General features: G+C 60.5%; 11 protein-coding genes and 1 pseudogene. 11 read left to right on the top strand and 1 reads right to left on the bottom strand.

All coding sequences use genetic code 11. The annotated features are described in order from the left end of the window. Positions 1 to 75: 75 nt before the first annotated feature. The 9 genes and pseudogenes from MFLA_RS01675 to MFLA_RS01635 all read left to right on the top strand — a co-directional run bounded on the left by MFLA_RS01675 (position 76) and on the right by MFLA_RS01635 (position 14,220). On the top strand, positions 76 to 1,494 hold the full coding sequence (locus tag MFLA_RS01675) for an alginate export family protein (protein ID WP_011478692.1): 1,419 nt from the start codon (positions 76 to 78) through the stop codon (positions 1,492 to 1,494). Positions 1,495 to 1,592: 98 nt separating this feature from the next. Then, positions 1,593 to 2,291, top strand: a complete 699-nt coding sequence (locus tag MFLA_RS01670) for a type IV pili methyl-accepting chemotaxis transducer N-terminal domain-containing protein (protein ID WP_229407098.1) — start codon at positions 1,593 to 1,595, stop codon at positions 2,289 to 2,291. Between the two features lie 80 nt (positions 2,292 to 2,371). Beyond that, positions 2,372 to 3,121, top strand: a pseudogene (cobA, locus tag MFLA_RS01665) (uroporphyrinogen-III C-methyltransferase); the annotation flags it as partial. Between the two features lie 64 nt (positions 3,122 to 3,185). Further along, a complete protein-coding gene (locus MFLA_RS01660) occupies positions 3,186 to 4,397 on the top strand; it encodes a nitrate/nitrite transporter (protein ID WP_011478689.1) in 1,212 nt (403 codons plus the stop codon). A gap of 7 nt (positions 4,398 to 4,404) precedes the next feature. Next, the gene (locus MFLA_RS01655) at positions 4,405 to 6,102 is read left to right on the top strand and encodes a bifunctional protein-serine/threonine kinase/phosphatase (protein WP_011478688.1); all 1,698 of its coding nucleotides are present in this window, start codon (positions 4,405 to 4,407) and stop codon (positions 6,100 to 6,102) included. A gap of 492 nt (positions 6,103 to 6,594) precedes the next feature. Beyond that, a complete protein-coding gene (nirB, locus tag MFLA_RS01650) occupies positions 6,595 to 9,159 on the top strand; it encodes a nitrite reductase large subunit NirB (RefSeq protein WP_011478687.1) in 2,565 nt (854 codons plus the stop codon). A gap of 16 nt (positions 9,160 to 9,175) precedes the next feature. Further along, entirely contained in the window at positions 9,176 to 9,568 is a 393-nt protein-coding gene (nirD, locus tag MFLA_RS01645) for a nitrite reductase small subunit NirD (RefSeq protein WP_011478686.1), read from the top strand. A 22-nt stretch (positions 9,569 to 9,590) separates the two neighbouring features. After that, on the top strand, positions 9,591 to 13,742 hold the full coding sequence (locus MFLA_RS01640) for a bifunctional nitrate reductase/sulfite reductase flavoprotein subunit alpha (RefSeq protein ID WP_011478685.1): 4,152 nt from the start codon (positions 9,591 to 9,593) through the stop codon (positions 13,740 to 13,742). Between the two features lie 196 nt (positions 13,743 to 13,938). Further along, positions 13,939 to 14,220: a hypothetical protein gene (locus tag MFLA_RS01635; protein WP_195742042.1), complete on the top strand. Its 282-nt coding sequence runs from the start codon at positions 13,939 to 13,941 to the stop codon at positions 14,218 to 14,220. 113 nt (positions 14,221 to 14,333) lie between these two features. Here the strand turns inward: MFLA_RS01635 and radC are convergent, their stop codons facing one another. Beyond that, a complete protein-coding gene (gene radC / locus MFLA_RS01630) occupies positions 14,334 to 15,008 on the bottom strand; it encodes a RadC family protein (RefSeq protein ID WP_011478683.1) in 675 nt (224 codons plus the stop codon). Positions 15,009 to 15,077: 69 nt separating this feature from the next. Between radC and coaBC the strand changes: the two genes are divergently transcribed. Together coaBC and dut are read left to right on the top strand one after the other, a co-directional pair. Further along, a complete protein-coding gene (gene coaBC, locus MFLA_RS01625) occupies positions 15,078 to 16,313 on the top strand; it encodes a bifunctional phosphopantothenoylcysteine decarboxylase/phosphopantothenate--cysteine ligase CoaBC (RefSeq protein WP_011478682.1) in 1,236 nt (411 codons plus the stop codon). Continuing rightward, complete coding sequence (gene dut / locus MFLA_RS01620; RefSeq protein WP_011478681.1) at positions 16,310 to 16,762, top strand: dUTP diphosphatase; 453 nt, start codon at positions 16,310 to 16,312, stop codon at positions 16,760 to 16,762. The genes coaBC and dut overlap by 4 nt, the downstream gene beginning before the upstream one ends. Positions 16,763 to 16,835: the final 73 nt, after the last annotated feature.

Genomic DNA, 16,835 nt, shown 5'->3' with positions numbered 1-16,835 from the left:
CCTAAAAAAAGAAGGCCCGTCGGGCAGGACGGGCCGGTACTACCGTTACCCCTCATCTGAGAAAAGGAGCAACACATGCAAAGTAATTCCAGATTCACGATGCGTCAAGTCTGTTATGGCAGCCTGTTGGGATTGGCACTCGCCTCCGCCGGACCGGCGCAAGCGGAAGAAGTCTTATCGGATTACACGTTCATGGATGCCGTCAAGGCCGGCAAGAACCTGACCAGCTTCCGGCTACGCTACGAACATGTGGAGCAGGACGGCAACGCGCCGAGCGGCCGCCCGCTCAAGGATGCCAATGGCGTGACCCTGCGCAGCCTGGTGGGCTGGCAAACCGCGCCATACCGAAATTTCAGCGTTACCGGGCAGATCATCGACGTCAGCAAGTTCCAGGACGACTTCAATGACAGCACCAATGGCACATTGATCAACAGCATCTCCAACCAGCCCGGGAAGCTCGACTACGCCAAGATTGTCGACCCGGACGATACCGACATCAATCAGTTGTACGTCGACTGGACCGGCATCAAGAACAACCGGCTACGTATCGGCCGCCAGCAGATCAACCTGGACAACGTTCGCTTCATCGGTGATATCGCCTTCCGCCAGGTCATGCAGGTGTTCGATGGCGTCACCTTGTTGAACAAGTCGCTGCCCAACACTGAAATCTATGTCGGCCATATCGAGCGCGTGAAACAGATCACCACCAAGCTGCGCTCCGACGGCGCACTCGAAATCGTCAACCTGAAATACCGTATCTCACCAACCGAATCCCTGACGGGCTACGGCTATTTCTCCAGTTTCGACGACCTCGGCTTCGGCCGCGCATGGTTTGGCAACGCGGCAGGAACGGGCGGCATTGCCGCCGGCAAGAACGGCAACATCAACCAGGAAGCCGACCAGGGCCACAAGACCCTGGGGGTTCGGCTGGACGGCGCACATGCGTTCACGCCCGACTGGAAAGGGCTCTACACGGTGGAATATGCCAAGCAGACCGATTACAGCGGCGGCGACTCCCGCATCGATGCCCATTACTACAAGCTGGGCGGCGGCGCGGCCTATGGCAACTTCTCGCTGCGCGCCGACCAGGAACTGCTGTCCAGCAACAATGGCCGCTATGGCTTCCAGACCCCGTTCGGCACCAACCACCTGTTCCAGGGCTGGGTGGACAAATTCCTGACCACCCCACCGGAAGGCATCCAGGATACATTCATCACGGCAACCTATAAGATCGGCGACTTCCAGTTTTTTGCCGATTATCACGTCATCAAGTCGGATGACCGCTTCAATACCGTGGGCGGGGGATTCGGCGATCAGTACGGGACGGAATGGAATGCCGCCGTCACCTATCACGTCAACGCACACCTGATGACCAAACTGGAGTACGGCAAGTATTCCGAGAAGGATCAATATACCGCCTTGCCAGGCAACAATGCCGCGGGCCGGGTGCGCGATACGGAAAAACTCTGGCTCACCATGATGTATACCTTCTGATCATGCTTGCGGCGAACAAAACCGATCACTTCCCTGGGCTTTGTTCGCCGTTCTTAAAGCCGACATACAGCATCTTTGCACTAAGAAACGAAACCCCCATGACCATGCAATCTGCCATACGCCAAATGAACATGCGCCACTCGAAGCCCTCCGCCGACACCGCCCCGCCGCTCGGTGCGGAAACGTTCGGCTCACTCATCAACCTTGCCGGCAGGCAACGCATGCTGTCGCAACGCATCATCCTCAATACCATCCTCGCCAGCCAGGGAGATCAGGCTGCCAAGGCCACTGCCCAGGAAGCCTTGCAACTATTTACCGCCACGCACCACGATCTCGTGCATGGCAACCAACAACTACCCGGCCTCTTCTCGCTGGCGCTGCAAGATGCATACCTCGGGGACAGCAAGGCTGACGCCCGCATCAGGGCATTTATCGAGCATGCCGGGCAGGCATTGCAGGCGCTTGATGCCAACACTCCATCGACCGTTTTGATCGACAGGCTGGGGCAATACGCGACCCCCATGGTGACCATCCTCAACCAGATCACCCAGGTGTACGAGAACGAAGCCCGGCAACATGCCAGCTTGCACCAGAAGCAGCAGCGGGACCTGATGGAAAACATCCAGCGCATCACCAAGCAGGCCAAGATCGTATCCGTGAATGCCAAGATCATCGCTGCCAGGGCTGGCGAGGCCGGAAAGGAGTTTTCCGTCGTGGCCAGCGTTCTGGCCAATATCACGAGCGAGCTTGACGAGCTGGTGCTGCAGGCGGTGAAGAACGGGGAATATCACCCATGAGGCAACGGAACAGCGGCCAACGCCAAGTTGGTCAATCCAGACAGTTTTTAACCAAGTATTGTTGGCACAGGCACACCATGGCAGGAAAAGTTTATTTGATAGGCGCCGGGCCCGGCGACCCGGAGCTCATGACACTGAAGGCAGTCAAGGCCATGCAGCAGGCGGAGGTTGTCCTCGTGGACGACCTGGTCAATCGCGACATTCTCCGGCATGCGCCGCACGCCCGCGTCATCGAGGTCGGTAAGCGTGGCGGCTGCAAATCCACGCCACAACACTTCATCAACCGCCTGATGGCGGCACTGGCAGAGCAAGGCCAGACCGTGGTCAGGCTGAAAGGCGGGGACCCCTTCCTGTTCGGCCGCGGCGGCGAGGAAATGCTGGAGCTGCGGGCCGCAGGCATCGAAGTGGAGGTGATTCCCGGCGTCACCAGCGGTATTGCCGTGCCGGCCACCCTGGGCATCCCGGTCACCCATCGTGCCTACACGCACGGCGTGAGCTTCGTCACCGGCCACCTGCAGGATGGTGAGAGCGGGCAGAATTGGCAGGCCCTGGCGCAAAGCGGCACCACGCTGGTGATCTACATGGGCATGAAACACCTCGCCAGCATCACTCGCGAACTGCTGGCGGCCGGCATGGCGCCGGATACCCCGGCAGCGGCGATCCAGCACGGCTCCCTCCCCCAGCAGCGGCACATCACCAGCACATTGTCCTTGCTGGCGACGGCAGTGCAGCAGGCAGGCCTCGCCAGCCCGGCCATTATCGTGGTCGGCGACGTGGTCCGGCTGGCCCACGGCAAGGCGCTGCTGCAATCTATTTCAATCGCGGCATAAACAGGACGACAGCACCGAAATCATCCACGGCTGGCGTTCTCCATCCCTGACTCAAGGAAATATCATGCAAAAAAGTTTTTGGCAGGCAGGACACAAACCGACCCTGTTCTCCGCTTTCCTCTATTTCGACCTCAGCTTCATGGTCTGGGTACTGCTGGGTCCGCTCGCGGTACAAATGGCCGCCGATCTGGCCCTGACTCCCGCACAGAAAGGCATGATGGTGGCCACGCCGGTACTGACAGGCGCCCTGCTGCGCTTGGTCATGGGCGTACTGGTGGATCAGATCCAGCCGAAGAAGGCCGGGCTGATCGGCCAGTTGATCGTGCTGGCGGCCCTGGCCTTCGCCTGGCTGCATGGCGTCCACTCCTACCAGCAGGCATTGTTGCTGGGCGTGTTCCTGGGCTTTGCCGGCGCCTCGTTCGCCGTCGCCCTGCCGCTGGCTTCGCGCTGGTATCCGCCTGAGCACCAAGGCACCGCCCTGGGTATCGCCGGTGCGGGCAATTCCGGCACCGCCCTCGCCGCCCTGTTCGCCCCGGGCCTTGCGCTCGCATTCGGCTGGCATAACGTCTTCGGGTTGGCGTTGATCCCACTGGGCATCGCCTTGGTCGTCTACATGGTATTCGCCAAGGATGCGCCCAATCCGCCAGCGGGCAAGTCGCTGAGCCAGTACCTGGCCGTGCTCAAGGACAAGGATGCCTGGTGGTTCATGTTCTTCTATAGCGTCACCTTCGGCGGTTTCGTCGGCATGGCCTCCTCGCTCACGATCTACTTCAACGACCAGTATGGCCTGGACCCGGTGCATGCAGGCTATTTCACTGCGGCCTGCGTATTTGCCGGCTCTTTCGTCCGGCCTATCGGCGGCAACCTGGCTGACCGCATCGGCGGCATCCGCACGCTGAGCGCCATGTATATCCTGGCGGCGGTTTTCCTGTTCATTCTCAGTGTTGGCCTGGGCCAGCAACTGGCAGGGCTGGCCATCGTGGTATTGGCGATGATCTCACTTGGCATGGGCAACGGTGCAGTATTCCAGCTCGTACCCCAGCGTTTCCGCAAGGAAATCGGCGTGATGACCGGCCTGATCGGCATGGCAGGCGGCATTGGCGGCTTCTATCTGGCTTCCAGCCTGGGATATTCCAAGCAAGTCACCGGCAGCTACCAGCTCGGCCTGGCCGTATTCGCCAGCCTGGCAGTCGTCGCCCTGTTCGGCCTGACACTGGTCAAGAAGCGCTGGCGTACCACCTGGGGCTCTGCCGCTGTCACCAGCGCCAGGGTGTAGCGGACCGGTGACACTGGAATTTACGACGGGGTCGAGCTCGGTCACCGGACAGCGTGAACGCAACGAAGACTTTGCGGGCATGGTGACCCCTACCGGCGCCGTCCTTGATGTCAAGGGTGCCATCTTTGCCGTGGCCGACGGCGTCAGTGGCAATGCCGGCGGGCGCGAAGCCGCTGAGATGACTGTACGCAGCCTGCTGACAGACTACTACGCCACCCCTGACACCTGGGAAATCCCGGCGGCACTGGACAAGGTGATCGTAGCCGCCAACCGCTGGGTGCTTGCGCAGGCATCCCAGCACCGCGAGATGGCGGGCATGGCAACGACGCTGTCACTGCTGGTATTGCGCGGCCAGCGCTATTATTCAGGACACGTGGGTGACAGCCGCCTATACCGCCTGCGCACCGGAAAACTGGAGCTGCTCACCACCGACCATGTCTGGGACAGGCCGGATATGCGCCACGTGCTCAAGCGCGCGGTAGGCCTGGACCAGCAGCTCAGCGTGGACTACGCGGAAGGCGGCATACAGGCCGGCGATGTCTACGCCTTGATGACCGATGGCGTGTGGGCTGCCCTGGAGCAAGCTGTCATCCACCACACTCTGGAACTGTACGACCATCCGCAGCGCAGCTGCGACGAACTCACACGCTTGGCGCTGGCGGCCGGCGGCAGCGATAACGCCACGGTAGTGGTGGTACGCGTGGTCAGGCCGGGCGAGGAAACGCTCACCGACCACCTGGCAGCAGCCTGCCAGCTCGCATTGCCGCCCAGGCTCAAGACTGGAGACCATCTCGATGATGTCGAGATCCTGGAACGCCTGCACCAATCCCGCACCAGCCTGGTATATAAAGTCAGGCACCGTCACAGCGGCCAGCTGTGGGTGCTGAAGACCCTGCAGCCTGTGCTGGCTGAGGACCACGAAAGTTGTCAGGCCCTGCTCAACGAGGAATGGCTCGCCAAGCGCGTCATGTCGCAATACCTGCCGCAGGTGCTGCCGCTCGATGCCAGCCAGCGCAGCAAGCTCTATTACGTCATGAGCTGGCACGAGGGGGCGACCCTGGACTATCGCCTGCAGCACGGGCACCACTTCACGACGGCCGGCATCACGCGCATCGGCATAGACATGCTGCGCGGGCTCGGTGCCCTGCACCGGCTGCATATCCTGCACCGCGACATCAAGCCCGCCAACCTGCACATGGGCAGGGACGGCCGCTTGCGCATCCTCGATCTCGGCGTGGCCTCCGGCGGTCACCAGGCGCAGGCGGCGGCGATGTCCAACCCCGGCACCCCCAGCTTCATGGCCCCGGAATTGTTCGAGGCCGGGGAAGCGGCCTCCGTGCGCAGCGACCTTTTTGCGGCAGGCGTCACGCTCTACCATCTGCTGACACGCCAATACCCTTACGGCGAGATCGAGCCGTTCCAGCACCCGCGCTTCGGCGAACCCGTGCCGCCCACCCGCTACCGCCCCGACATTCCCGGTTGGCTGGAAAACATCATCCTCAAGGCCGTGGCGCGTAACCCGGCCTCCCGCTTTGAGACTGCGGAGGAAATGCTGCTGGCGCTGGAAGTCGGCGAAATCCGCCCCATCCTGCCCGTGCAGCGCACTCCGCTGCTCGCGCGTGGGCGACTGCAGCAATGGCAGTGGCTGACGGTATGCTCGCTTCTGGTCAACATCATCCTGGTCTACCTGCTGTGCGTCTCTTGACCATGCCTGTTTACCTGGGGCTACTCGGGCCTGGCGTGAAAATAATTCCCATTAACAAAAGAACCATTCTGGTGCAATTTCCTTCAGGTGCGTCATGAATGTGCATCATGCCGAATCGACCTACTGATCCCGGCATCTCTGCAAACAGCCAGCGAGACGTGCCTACAGCCAGAAAACCCATACAGGAAAAAGGTTTAAGGCATTTTGCGCCAGCGCGTGATTGCAGCCTCCCGTGTATTGGCATGCCTGTTGCTTATCTCATAGCAAATCATTGTCGATGGCAATGAGTTTTTCTAGCAAGGGATTTCCGCAGGTCTGGAAATCCTGTTGTGGACAACGGCGTCCATGGCTTGTTTAGTGCTGCCCTCCAGGCAGTTGCTGCATAAGCCATGGACGCCGTTTTTGTTTTTGGGCTTACGAAACAGCAATGCCTGGCCATGGCGAAACGAGTGCCATGTGCCGACATGCTTCAACCTGATGGGAAACACCGCGATGAATGAATACACCCGTATAGTGGTCGTCGGCAACGGCATGGTGGGGCACTATTTTGTGCAGGAGCTGGTCAAGCGCCATCCTGACCTTGCCGCCGCCAAACTGCAAGTGACGGTACTGGGCGAAGAACCCCGTCCTGCTTATGATCGCGTACACCTGTCCAGCTTCTTCTCCGGTAGCACGGCTGAAAACCTTTCTCTGGTCGAGCCCGGCTTTTATGACCGGCCAGGCCTGGAGCTGCGCCTGAACGCCCGCGCCACCCACATCGACCGCCACCAGCGCTGTCTCAGCCTGGCCGACGGCACCGTGCTGCCGTACGACAAACTGGTCCTGGCCACGGGTTCCGTGCCTTTCGTACCGCCTGTCCCCGGACGCGACCGCGAGCACTGCTTCGTCTACCGCACCATCGAAGATCTGGAAGCGATGACCGCAGCAGGAGCGACAGCCAAGAGCGGCGTCGTAGTCGGCGGCGGCCTGCTCGGCCTGGAATGCGCCAAGGCTTTGCGCGACATGGGGCTGGATACCCATGTCGTGGAATTCGCGCCGCGCCTGATGGCTGTGCAGGTTGACGACATCGGCGGGCGCGTACTGCGCACCAAGATCGAGGAGCTGGGCGTGCATGTGCATACCAGCCGCAACACCGTCAATATCACCGACGGTGCCACTGCGCGCCATCGCATGGTCTTCTTCGACGAAACCTGGCTCGAGACAGACATGATCGTGTTCTCTGCCGGCATCCGCCCCCGCGACGAACTGGCGCGCGAATCCGGCCTCGTCATCGGCGCACGCGGCGGCATTGCGATTGACGAGTTCTGCCGCTCCAGCGACCACGATATTTATGCGATCGGCGAGTGCGCGAACTGGAACGGCCAGCTCTACGGCCTGGTTGCACCCGGCTACGACATGGCACGTATCGCCTGCGCCCACCTTTCCGGCGATGCAGCCATGACGTTCCAAGGTGCCGACATGAGCACCAAGCTCAAGCTCATGGGCGTGGATGTCGCCAGCGTGGGCGACGCCCACGGCGAAACCCCGGGTGCGCGCAGCTACCAATATCTGGACGAGGTACGCAATATCTACAAGAAGATCGTCGTCAGCGAGGATGGCAAGAAGCTGCTCGGCGCGGTGCTGATCGGCAATGCAGACGAATACGGCACCCTGCAGCAAATGACGGTCAATGATATGCCCTTGCCGGAAAACCCCGAATTCCTGATCCTGCCGGCCAGCGACGGCAAGGAAAAACCCGGCCTGGGCGTGGACGCCTTGCCCGACCAGGCCATCATGTGCTCGTGCAACAACGTCACCAAGGGCCAGATTGGCGAAGCGGTCGCCAACGGCGCCTGCTCCATCGGAGAGATCAAGGCCTGCACCAAGGCCGGCACGGCGTGCGGCGGCTGCGTTCCCCTCGTTACCCAGGTAATGAAGGCGCAAATGCTCAAGCTCGGCATGACAGTGAACAATCACTTATGCGAGCACTTCCCCTATTCCCGGCAAGAGCTTTACCATCTGGTGCGCGTGGGCCAGATCAAGACCTTCGACGAACTGCTGGACAAACACGGCAAAGGCCTCGGTTGCGACATCTGCAAGCCCACTGCCGCCAGCATCCTGGCTTCCTGCTGGAATGACTTCATCCTGAAGAAGGATCTGGCCCCGCTGCAGGACTCCAACGACTACTTTCTCGGCAATATCCAGAAGGATGGCAGCTACTCGGTGGTGCCGCGCATGCCCGGCGGCGAGGTCACGCCCGACGGCCTGATCGCCATCGGCCAGATCGCCAAGAAATACGGCCTCTATACCAAGGTCACCGGCGGCGCGCGCGTGGACATGTTCGGCGCGCGCGTCGAGCAGTTGCCACAGATATGGGAGGAATTGATCGCCGCTGGCTTCGAGTCCGGTCATGCCTATGGCAAGTCGCTGCGCACCGTGAAGAGCTGCGTCGGCTCCACCTGGTGCCGCTATGGCGTGGACGACAGCGTGGGCCTCGCCGTACAGCTGGAGAACCGCTACAAGGGGCTGCGCGCGCCGCACAAGATCAAGTTCGGCGTCTCGGGCTGCACACGCGAATGCGCCGAGGCGCAGGGCAAGGATGTGGGCGTGATCGCCACCGAGCATGGCTGGAACCTCTACGTCTGCGGCAACGGCGGCATGAAACCACGCCATGCCGAACTGCTCGCGAGCGACCTGAGCAAGGAAGAACTGATCCGCATGATAGACCGCTTCCTGATGTTCTACATCCGCACTGCGGACCGCCTGCAACGTACCAGCACCTGGCGCGACAACCTGGAGGGCGGCCTGGACTACCTCAAGGATGTGATCATCCACGACTCGCTGGGTCTGGGCGCGGAGCTTGAAGCGCAAATGCAGCACGTCGTGGATACCTACCAGGATGAGTGGAAGACCGCAGTCACGGACCCCGAAGTGCGCAAGCGCTTCCGCAGCTTCGTCAACAGCATGGCCGGCGACGACAACATCGTCTTCGTCAAGGAGCGTGAGCAAATGCGCCCTGCCACGCCGCAGGAAAAGCAACAGGCCAAGGTCATTCCCATCATGGCCCTCGCCGAGTAATCAACGGAGTCATACCATGAGTCAAGTACAACAAACCGCGGCTCCCGGGGCTGCAGTCCAGCCTCAGATATCGTCCGCAGATCTGGCAGGCACCTGGCAACACGTGTGTGCATTGGAAGATATCTGGCCCAACACAGGCGTATGCGCACTGGTGGAGGGCCGCCAGATCGCGATTTTCCGCATGCACGACGATGTGTTATACGCCATCGACAATCACGACCCGCACAGCGGCGCCAATGTACTCTCGCGCGGAATCATCGGCGACCTGGGCGGCGAGCCGGTTGTGGCTTCGCCCATCTACAAGCAGCATTACCAGCTACGCACCGGCATCTGCGTCGAAGATGCAGGCACGCGGCTCACCACCTATCCGGTGGAGCTGCGCAACGGCGCTGTCTGGGTGCAGGCATAGGCCTGAACGGAGCCAGAGCACAGTGGCGACGCAAGTCAAATCGGTCTGCCCCTACTGCGGCGTCGGCTGCGGCATCGTCATGGAGGTCGAGCACGCGCGCATCATCAAGGTCATGGGCGACAAGCAGCACCCGTCCAATTACGGCCGCTTGTGCACCAAGGGCAGCACCTGCGCGCAGGCTGTCACGGCTTCGGGACGATTGGAGCACGCCTACCTGCGCACGGAGCGCAACGCCGAACCGGCACGTATCGGCATGGACAAGGCCATCAAAGAATCTGCCCGCCGCCTGCGCGCCATCCTGGACGAGCACGGCCCCGACGCCGTGGCGCTCTATGTCTCGGGCCAGATGTCGATCGAGTCACAATATCTTGCCAACAAACTGATCAAGGGCTATATCGGCAGCAACAATATTGAATCCAACTCCAGACTGTGCATGGCCAGTGCAGGAAGTGGGTACAAACTATCATTGGGTGCAGACGGCCCACCCGGTTCGTACCAGGATTTCGACAACACTGACTTGTTCTTTGTCATCGGCGCCAATATGGCCGATTGCCACCCCATCCTGTTCCTGCGCATGATGGACCGGGTCAAGGCCGGTGCCAGGCTGATCGTGGTCGATCCCCGGCGCAACGCCACGGCGGACAAAGCCCACCTCTTCATGCAGATCAAGCCCGGCACCGATATGGCCTTGCTCAACGGCCTGCTGCATCTGCTGCACAAGAACGGCCATACCGACCCCGACTTCATCGCCCGCTTCACCGAAGGCTGGGAAGCCATGCCGGAATTCCTTGAAGACTATTCTCCTGAAGCAGTCTCCGAAATCACCGGCATCCCGGAAGCCGACATCCGCCAGGCAGCCGAATGGATAGGCAAAGCAAGCAACTGGATGAGCTGCTGGACCATGGGGCTCAACCAGAGCACGCACGGCACCTGGCACACCAACGCCATTTGTAACCTGCACCTCGCCACCGGCGCGATCTGCCGCCCGGGCAGCGGGCCCTTCTCGCTCACCGGCCAGCCCAATGCCATGGGCGGCCGCGAGATGGGCTATATGGGACCTGGCCTCCCTGGGCAGCGCTCTGTGCTGTCGGCACAGGATCGCGCTTTTATCGAGAATCTCTGGGGTGTTCCCGCCGGTACGCTGCACACCAGCTCCGCGGGCGGCACCATTGCCATGTTCGAGCAGATGGCGGCAGGCAAGATCAAGGCCTGCTGGATAATCTGTACCAACCCGGTCGCCAGCGTCGCCAATCGGCAGAACGTCATTGCCGGCCTGGAACGCGCAGAGCTCGTCATTACCCAGGACGCCTACCTCGATACCGAGACCAACCGCTATGCCGATATCCTGCTACCCGGGGCGCTCTGGGCGGAAGCAGAAGGCGTGATGATCAACTCCGAACGCAACATGACACTGACGCAGCAGGCGGTGCCGCCTCCTGGAGACGCCATGCCTGACTGGCAGATCATTGCCAGCATCGCCTGCGAGATGGGCTATGCCGAGGCATTCAGCTATGCGTCCGCGGCCGAGGTCTTCGAGGAAATCAAGCGTACCTCCAACCCCAAGACTGGATACGACATCCGCGGCGTCAGCCACGACCGCCTGCGCGCAACGCCGGTGCAATGGCCCTGCCCACCGGATGATCCGCAAGACCGCCATCCCATCCGCTACCTCAATGACGGCATCAGCCAGCAGCTCAAGATACGGGAGGATGGCGAACGTCCTCGCATCGCCTTCGCTACGGAGAGCGGCAAAGGCGTGTTCTTTGCCCGGCCCTGGCTGCCTCCAGCGGAAATGCCGGACCATGACTTTCCCTTTGTGCTCAATACTGGCCGCCTACAGCACCAATGGCATACTCTGACCAAAACCGGCAAGATTCCCACCCTGAACAAGCTCAATCCCGGGCCTTTTGTCGAACTGCATCCCGAGGACGCAGCCAGCCTGGGCATTCGCGACAAGGACCAGGTTGAAATCCGTTCGCGCCGCGGGCGGGCAGTATTGCCAGCCGTCATCACTGCCCGCGTGCTGCCCGGCCATTGCTTTGCGCCATTCCACTGGAACGATGTTTTTGGCGACGACCTGGCCATCAACGCCATCACCAGCGATGCCGTAGACCCGCTGTCGCAGCAGCCCGAGTTCAAGTTCAGCGCCGTCGCCCTCGCCAGGGTGGAAGGCACTCCCCAACGCATGCGAAATGCCGCCCCTGAAGGTCACCACAAGGATGAAGAAACACATACTGACAATGCAAGGGAAATTGCCATGAAGGATATTGATGCACTGGCACAATTGCTTGGCCTGAAAGACACCCCAGCCATCAAACTGGAGCCGGCGGAGCAGCTTTACCTGCAAGGTTACCTGGCTGGCCTGCGCAGCGATGCTTCCCGACAAGCGGGCGGCGTGCCCATCCTGCCGCCCACGGCGCCATTGCCGCCAGATAAAAAGACCCTGGTCGACGGCATTCTGGCAGGACTGTTCTCCCGCACCTGGATCGGGGCGGGCAGCCTCCCGACACAGGGTCACGAAGACACCGCCACCCAGCCTGTTGTCCATATCCTCTGGGCATCGCAAACCGGCAACGCCGAAACCTTTGCCAGCCAATGCGCCGCCAAGCTGCAGGCGGAAGGCTGGCAAACCGTACTCAGCAGCATGGATGAGGTCCAGCCCGCCGAACTAGCAAACGCTAGCCGTGCGCTCCTGCTGGCCAGCACCTTCGGCGATGGGGATCCCCCCGACAACGGCAGCCAGTTCTGGGCGGCATTGCAATCAGACCACCTGACCCTGTCCGGCTTACAATACGCCGTGCTGGCTTTCGGCGACTCCAACTATGACCAGTTCTGCGGATTCGGCCGCAAGCTCGATGCCAGGCTGGCTGCGCTGGGCGCCACTGCGCTCACGGCACGCACCGATTGCGAGCCGGATTATGAAACTGCGGCCCAGGTCTGGCTCGGCCAAGTGGTCAGCGCACTTGCAAGCCGGAAATCTCCTCACCCATCCACCACAACAGACCGGCAACCCGAGCTGATATTAGCCGGCGACATGCCGGCCGACATGACGTGCCCCGGCACGACAGCCCCTTCCTATACTCGTCACCACCCCTTGCATGCCCAGCTGGTGGTGAACCAACGCCTGAGTGGCAACGGCGCGGAAAAAGAGGTGCGTCAGTTTGCCTTTGACCTCGGCGGCAGCGATTTCCAGTATGAGGCGGGCGATGCGCTGGGTGTCTGGCCGCGTAACGATCCGGCACTGGTAGGGGAAATGCTCACGGCCCTGCAGTTTTCCCCCGCCACTGTCGTAGATGTGCATGAGCACGGCGAAATGACATTGGTGGAGGCCTTGTCGAACCACTACGAGATCGCGCGTATCACGCCTGAAATGCTGCAGTTCATCGCTGCACGTTCCGGCAGTGCCGACCTTGCCGACAGGATCGGCAAGCAGGGCGAGCTCAAGCCATGGCTCTGGGGCAAGCAGCCGGTAGACCTGCTGCATGCCTATCCCATCAAGGTGGAAGTTTCGGAATGGCTGGGGGTATTGAAGCGCCTGCAACCACGCCTGTATTCAATTTCATCCAGTCCCAAGACCGTTACCGACCAAGTGCACCTGACGGTGTCCATCGTGCGTTACGGCGAACGCGGTGGTGTCTGCTCCACCTTTCTTGCCGACCGGGCGAAAGGACTTCCTGTCCCCATCTTCCTGCAGAAATCCCCCCATTTCCGGGTTCCCCGCAACCCCGAGACTCCACTCATCATGGTAGGTCCCGGCACCGGCATTGCCCCGTTCCGCGCTTTCCTGCAAGAGCGGCAGGCCGCAGGCGCCAGCGGGAAAAACTGGTTGTTCTTCGGCGAGCAGCATGTTGATACGGATTTTTACTACCGCGACGAACTGGCCGCCATGCAGCAGGCAGGCATCTTGCATCGTCTGGACACGGCATTCTCGCGTGACCAGCAGGAGAAAATCTACGTGCAGCACCGAATGCTGGAACATGGCGCGGAACTATGGCGATGGCTGGAGCAGGGGGCGCATTTTTGCGTCTGCGGCGATGCCGCCCGCATGTCGCGCGATGTGGATGCCGCGCTCAAGCAGGTTGTGCAGACACACGGCAACATGAGCGCAGAGGCCGCGGCACAATATGTCGCCAAGATGGCGCAGGATAAGCGCTATGTGCGGGATGTGTATTAACACAGCGACTACAAGAATGCCTAGTGAGCCCCCTTCAACCCAGGATACTCATGAAGAGGGTTAGCATGCCACCAGTCGAAGCGAGCCGGCCCTTCCCGCCCTGACAACCCATTCTGTCCCGGAACCAACCTTTGGCATGCATGTCATTCCTCCTGACAATAACACTATTCACAATGACATCAATGGAGATGATGATATGAAACAGTTTTTGCTTGCCACTGCGCTTGGGAGCATATTCGCTATGCTCGCCTGGGCAGAAGAGGCACCCTCACCGCAGCATGCGACCACTGCCAACGGTGAACGCGTCATCCTGAACGAGGACGGCAGCTGGCAGTATGCCGACCAGGAGAAAACACAACCTAGGCAATCTGTCAGGGATTGTCCGCCCGGATCACAGGGCGGCTGGTTTGGCACGCGATGCATCCCGCCAGGAGACAAGGACTTCAACCGTGGATCTCTCAGCCGCAAGGGGCGCTAGACGTAGTTAGAACGCCTTTTTTGCACCCCCTACCTTGCGTTCGACTGCTTGCTTTACGCCCACGGCCACTGGCTGAACCGGGGTTTGCCAGCGGCATGCAGAACCTGCCGCCTTTAAATCAATCCCCGCTCCGAAAATGATACAAGCTGATTGCCAGCAACGACAAAATGGTCGAGTACGCGAATGTCGATCAGGTTAAGTGCCGCTTTCAATGCCTCGGTCAGTGCGCGGTCGGCCTGACTGGGTTCCGGGACGCCGGATGGGTGGTTATGGGCAAATATCATGGCTGCGGCATTGTGTCGCAGGGCGCATTTGACGACTTCGCGTGGATATACGCTGGTCTGGGTCAATGTGCCGCTGAACAGCTCCTCCACCGCCAATACCCGGTGCTGCGCATCGAGAAAAATACCGATGAAGACTTCACGTGGCAACGCGCCGATTCTCAAGCTCAAGTACTGGCGCACCGCCTGGGGCGACGTCAGCACATCACGCCCCTGCATCTGCTCTAGCAATGCCCGGCGACTCATTTCGAAGATCGCCTGCAACTGCACGAACTTGCTCAGCCCCATGCCATGCACCTGGCAAATCTCCTCGGCACTGGCTGCAAAAATGCCGTTGAGGCTGGAAAACCGCTTCAGCAGTTCGCGCGCCAGGTCTACGGCACTCTTGCCGGCCACGCCGGTACGCAGAAAAATGGCCAGCAGTTCAGCATCCGAAAGCGCCATCGCGCCCGCCGCCCGCAACTTCTCCCGAGGCCGCTCACCCTCGGGCCAATCAGTAATCGCCACGATTCAGCCTTTCATATAAAATCAAGCAACTTCTATATCGCAGTGTTTGCTGCATCTGCGCATTTCCTGATGAGCCATTATTCCATAAAAAAACTCTTGCTCGGCGTGACAGGCGGCATTGCTGCCTACAAGGCTGCGGAACTGGTCAGGTTGCTGGTCAAGCAGGACATTGATGTGCAGGTGGCCATGACACAGGCAGCGACGCAATTCGTCACGCCCATGACATTCCAGGCACTTTCCGGCAAGCCTGTCTACACTGATTTATGGCAAGGGGACAAAGGCAACGGCATGGCGCATATCGACCTGTCTCGCCAGGTAGATGCCATACTGGTGGCGCCCGCCAGTGCGGACTTCCTGGCCAAGCTGGCATATGGCGCGGCAGATGACCTGCTGTCTACGCTTTGCCTGGCGCGCGACTGCAAGCTGCTGGTCGCACCGGCAATGAACCGGCAAATGTGGAGCAATCCCGCCACGCAGCGCAATATCCGCCAATTGCAGCACGACGGCATCAGCATTCTGGGGCCCGCCAGCGGTTCGCAAGCCTGCGGGGAAACCGGGCTCGGCCGCATGCTTGAGCCGGACGAGTTGGTCGAGCACCTGCTCTCGGCCTTCCAGCCCAAACTTTTTACAGGAAAGCGCATGCTCATCACTGCCGGGCCCACACAGGAAACCATCGACCCGGTACGTGTCATCACCAATCACAGCTCGGGCAAAATGGGCTACAGCCTTGCCCGCGCAGCCATCGAGATGGGCGCAGAAGTCACGCTGGTGAGCGGGCCGGTTGCATTACAGGCGCCTGCAGGTGCCAACACCATTCATGTCACGAGCGCGCAGGAAATGCTCGCGGCCGTCGAAGCTCACCTCAAGGACCAGGACATTTTCATCTCGGTCGCGGCCGTGGCGGACTACCGCCCTATCCAGGTGAGCCAGCACAAGATCAAGAAAAACACAGCGCCGCTCACCCTCACATTGGAAGCGACGCCGGATATTCTCGCCACTATCGCCTCGCGCGATGATGCACCGTTCTGCGTCGGCTTTGCCGCTGAAAGCGAGAATATGCTGCAGTATGCCGAAGAAAAACGCCGCAGAAAGCGCCTGCCGTTGATTGCCGCCAATATCGCCAGCGAAGCCCTGGGGCGAGACCAAAGCAGCCTGGTATTGCTCGACGATGAAGGAATACACCCTTTGCCACAGGCGCCCAAACTCACCTTGGCGCGCGGCCTGTTGCAACATGTCGCCGCCATGCTGGACAAAAGCCAAGCGGCCAAGCCGCCCCCAACACAAACCCAGGAAGTACGTTCATGAGCCTCACAATAGACGTCAAGATTCTTGACAACCGTTTGCATCATATGCTGCCCAGCTATGCCACGCCTGGCTCCGCAGGGCTGGATTTGCGGGCCTGTACCGAACATACGCAAACCCTTGCGCCAGGCGAGACCATCATGATCCCCACCGGCATGGCAATCCACCTCGCTGATCCGCATTATGCGGCATTGATACTGCCGCGTTCCGGCCTAGGCCATAAGCACGGCATCGTGCTTGGCAACCTAGTTGGACTGATCGACTCGGACTATCAGGGACAGCTCCTGGTTTCCTGCTGGAACCGTGGCAAGGAAAGTTTCATCCTCAATCCGCTGGAGCGCATTGCCCAACTGGTGATCGTTCCGGTCATGCAGGCGAACTTCAATATTGTCGACGATTTCCAGGCCAGCGAACGCGGTACAGGCGGTTTCGGCAGCACCGGCCGGCAGTAAGTCATTGGAAAAATCTTTGAATTCACTTGAAAAGACTCCGTTTTTCATGGTATAAATGCGGTCTTTTCGAATT

It is taken from the genome of Methylobacillus flagellatus KT, from assembly GCF_000013705.1.
GTDB classification, from domain to species: domain Bacteria; phylum Pseudomonadota; class Gammaproteobacteria; order Burkholderiales; family Methylophilaceae; genus Methylobacillus; species Methylobacillus flagellatus.
This window is presented reverse-complemented; position numbering and strand designations above follow the sequence as displayed.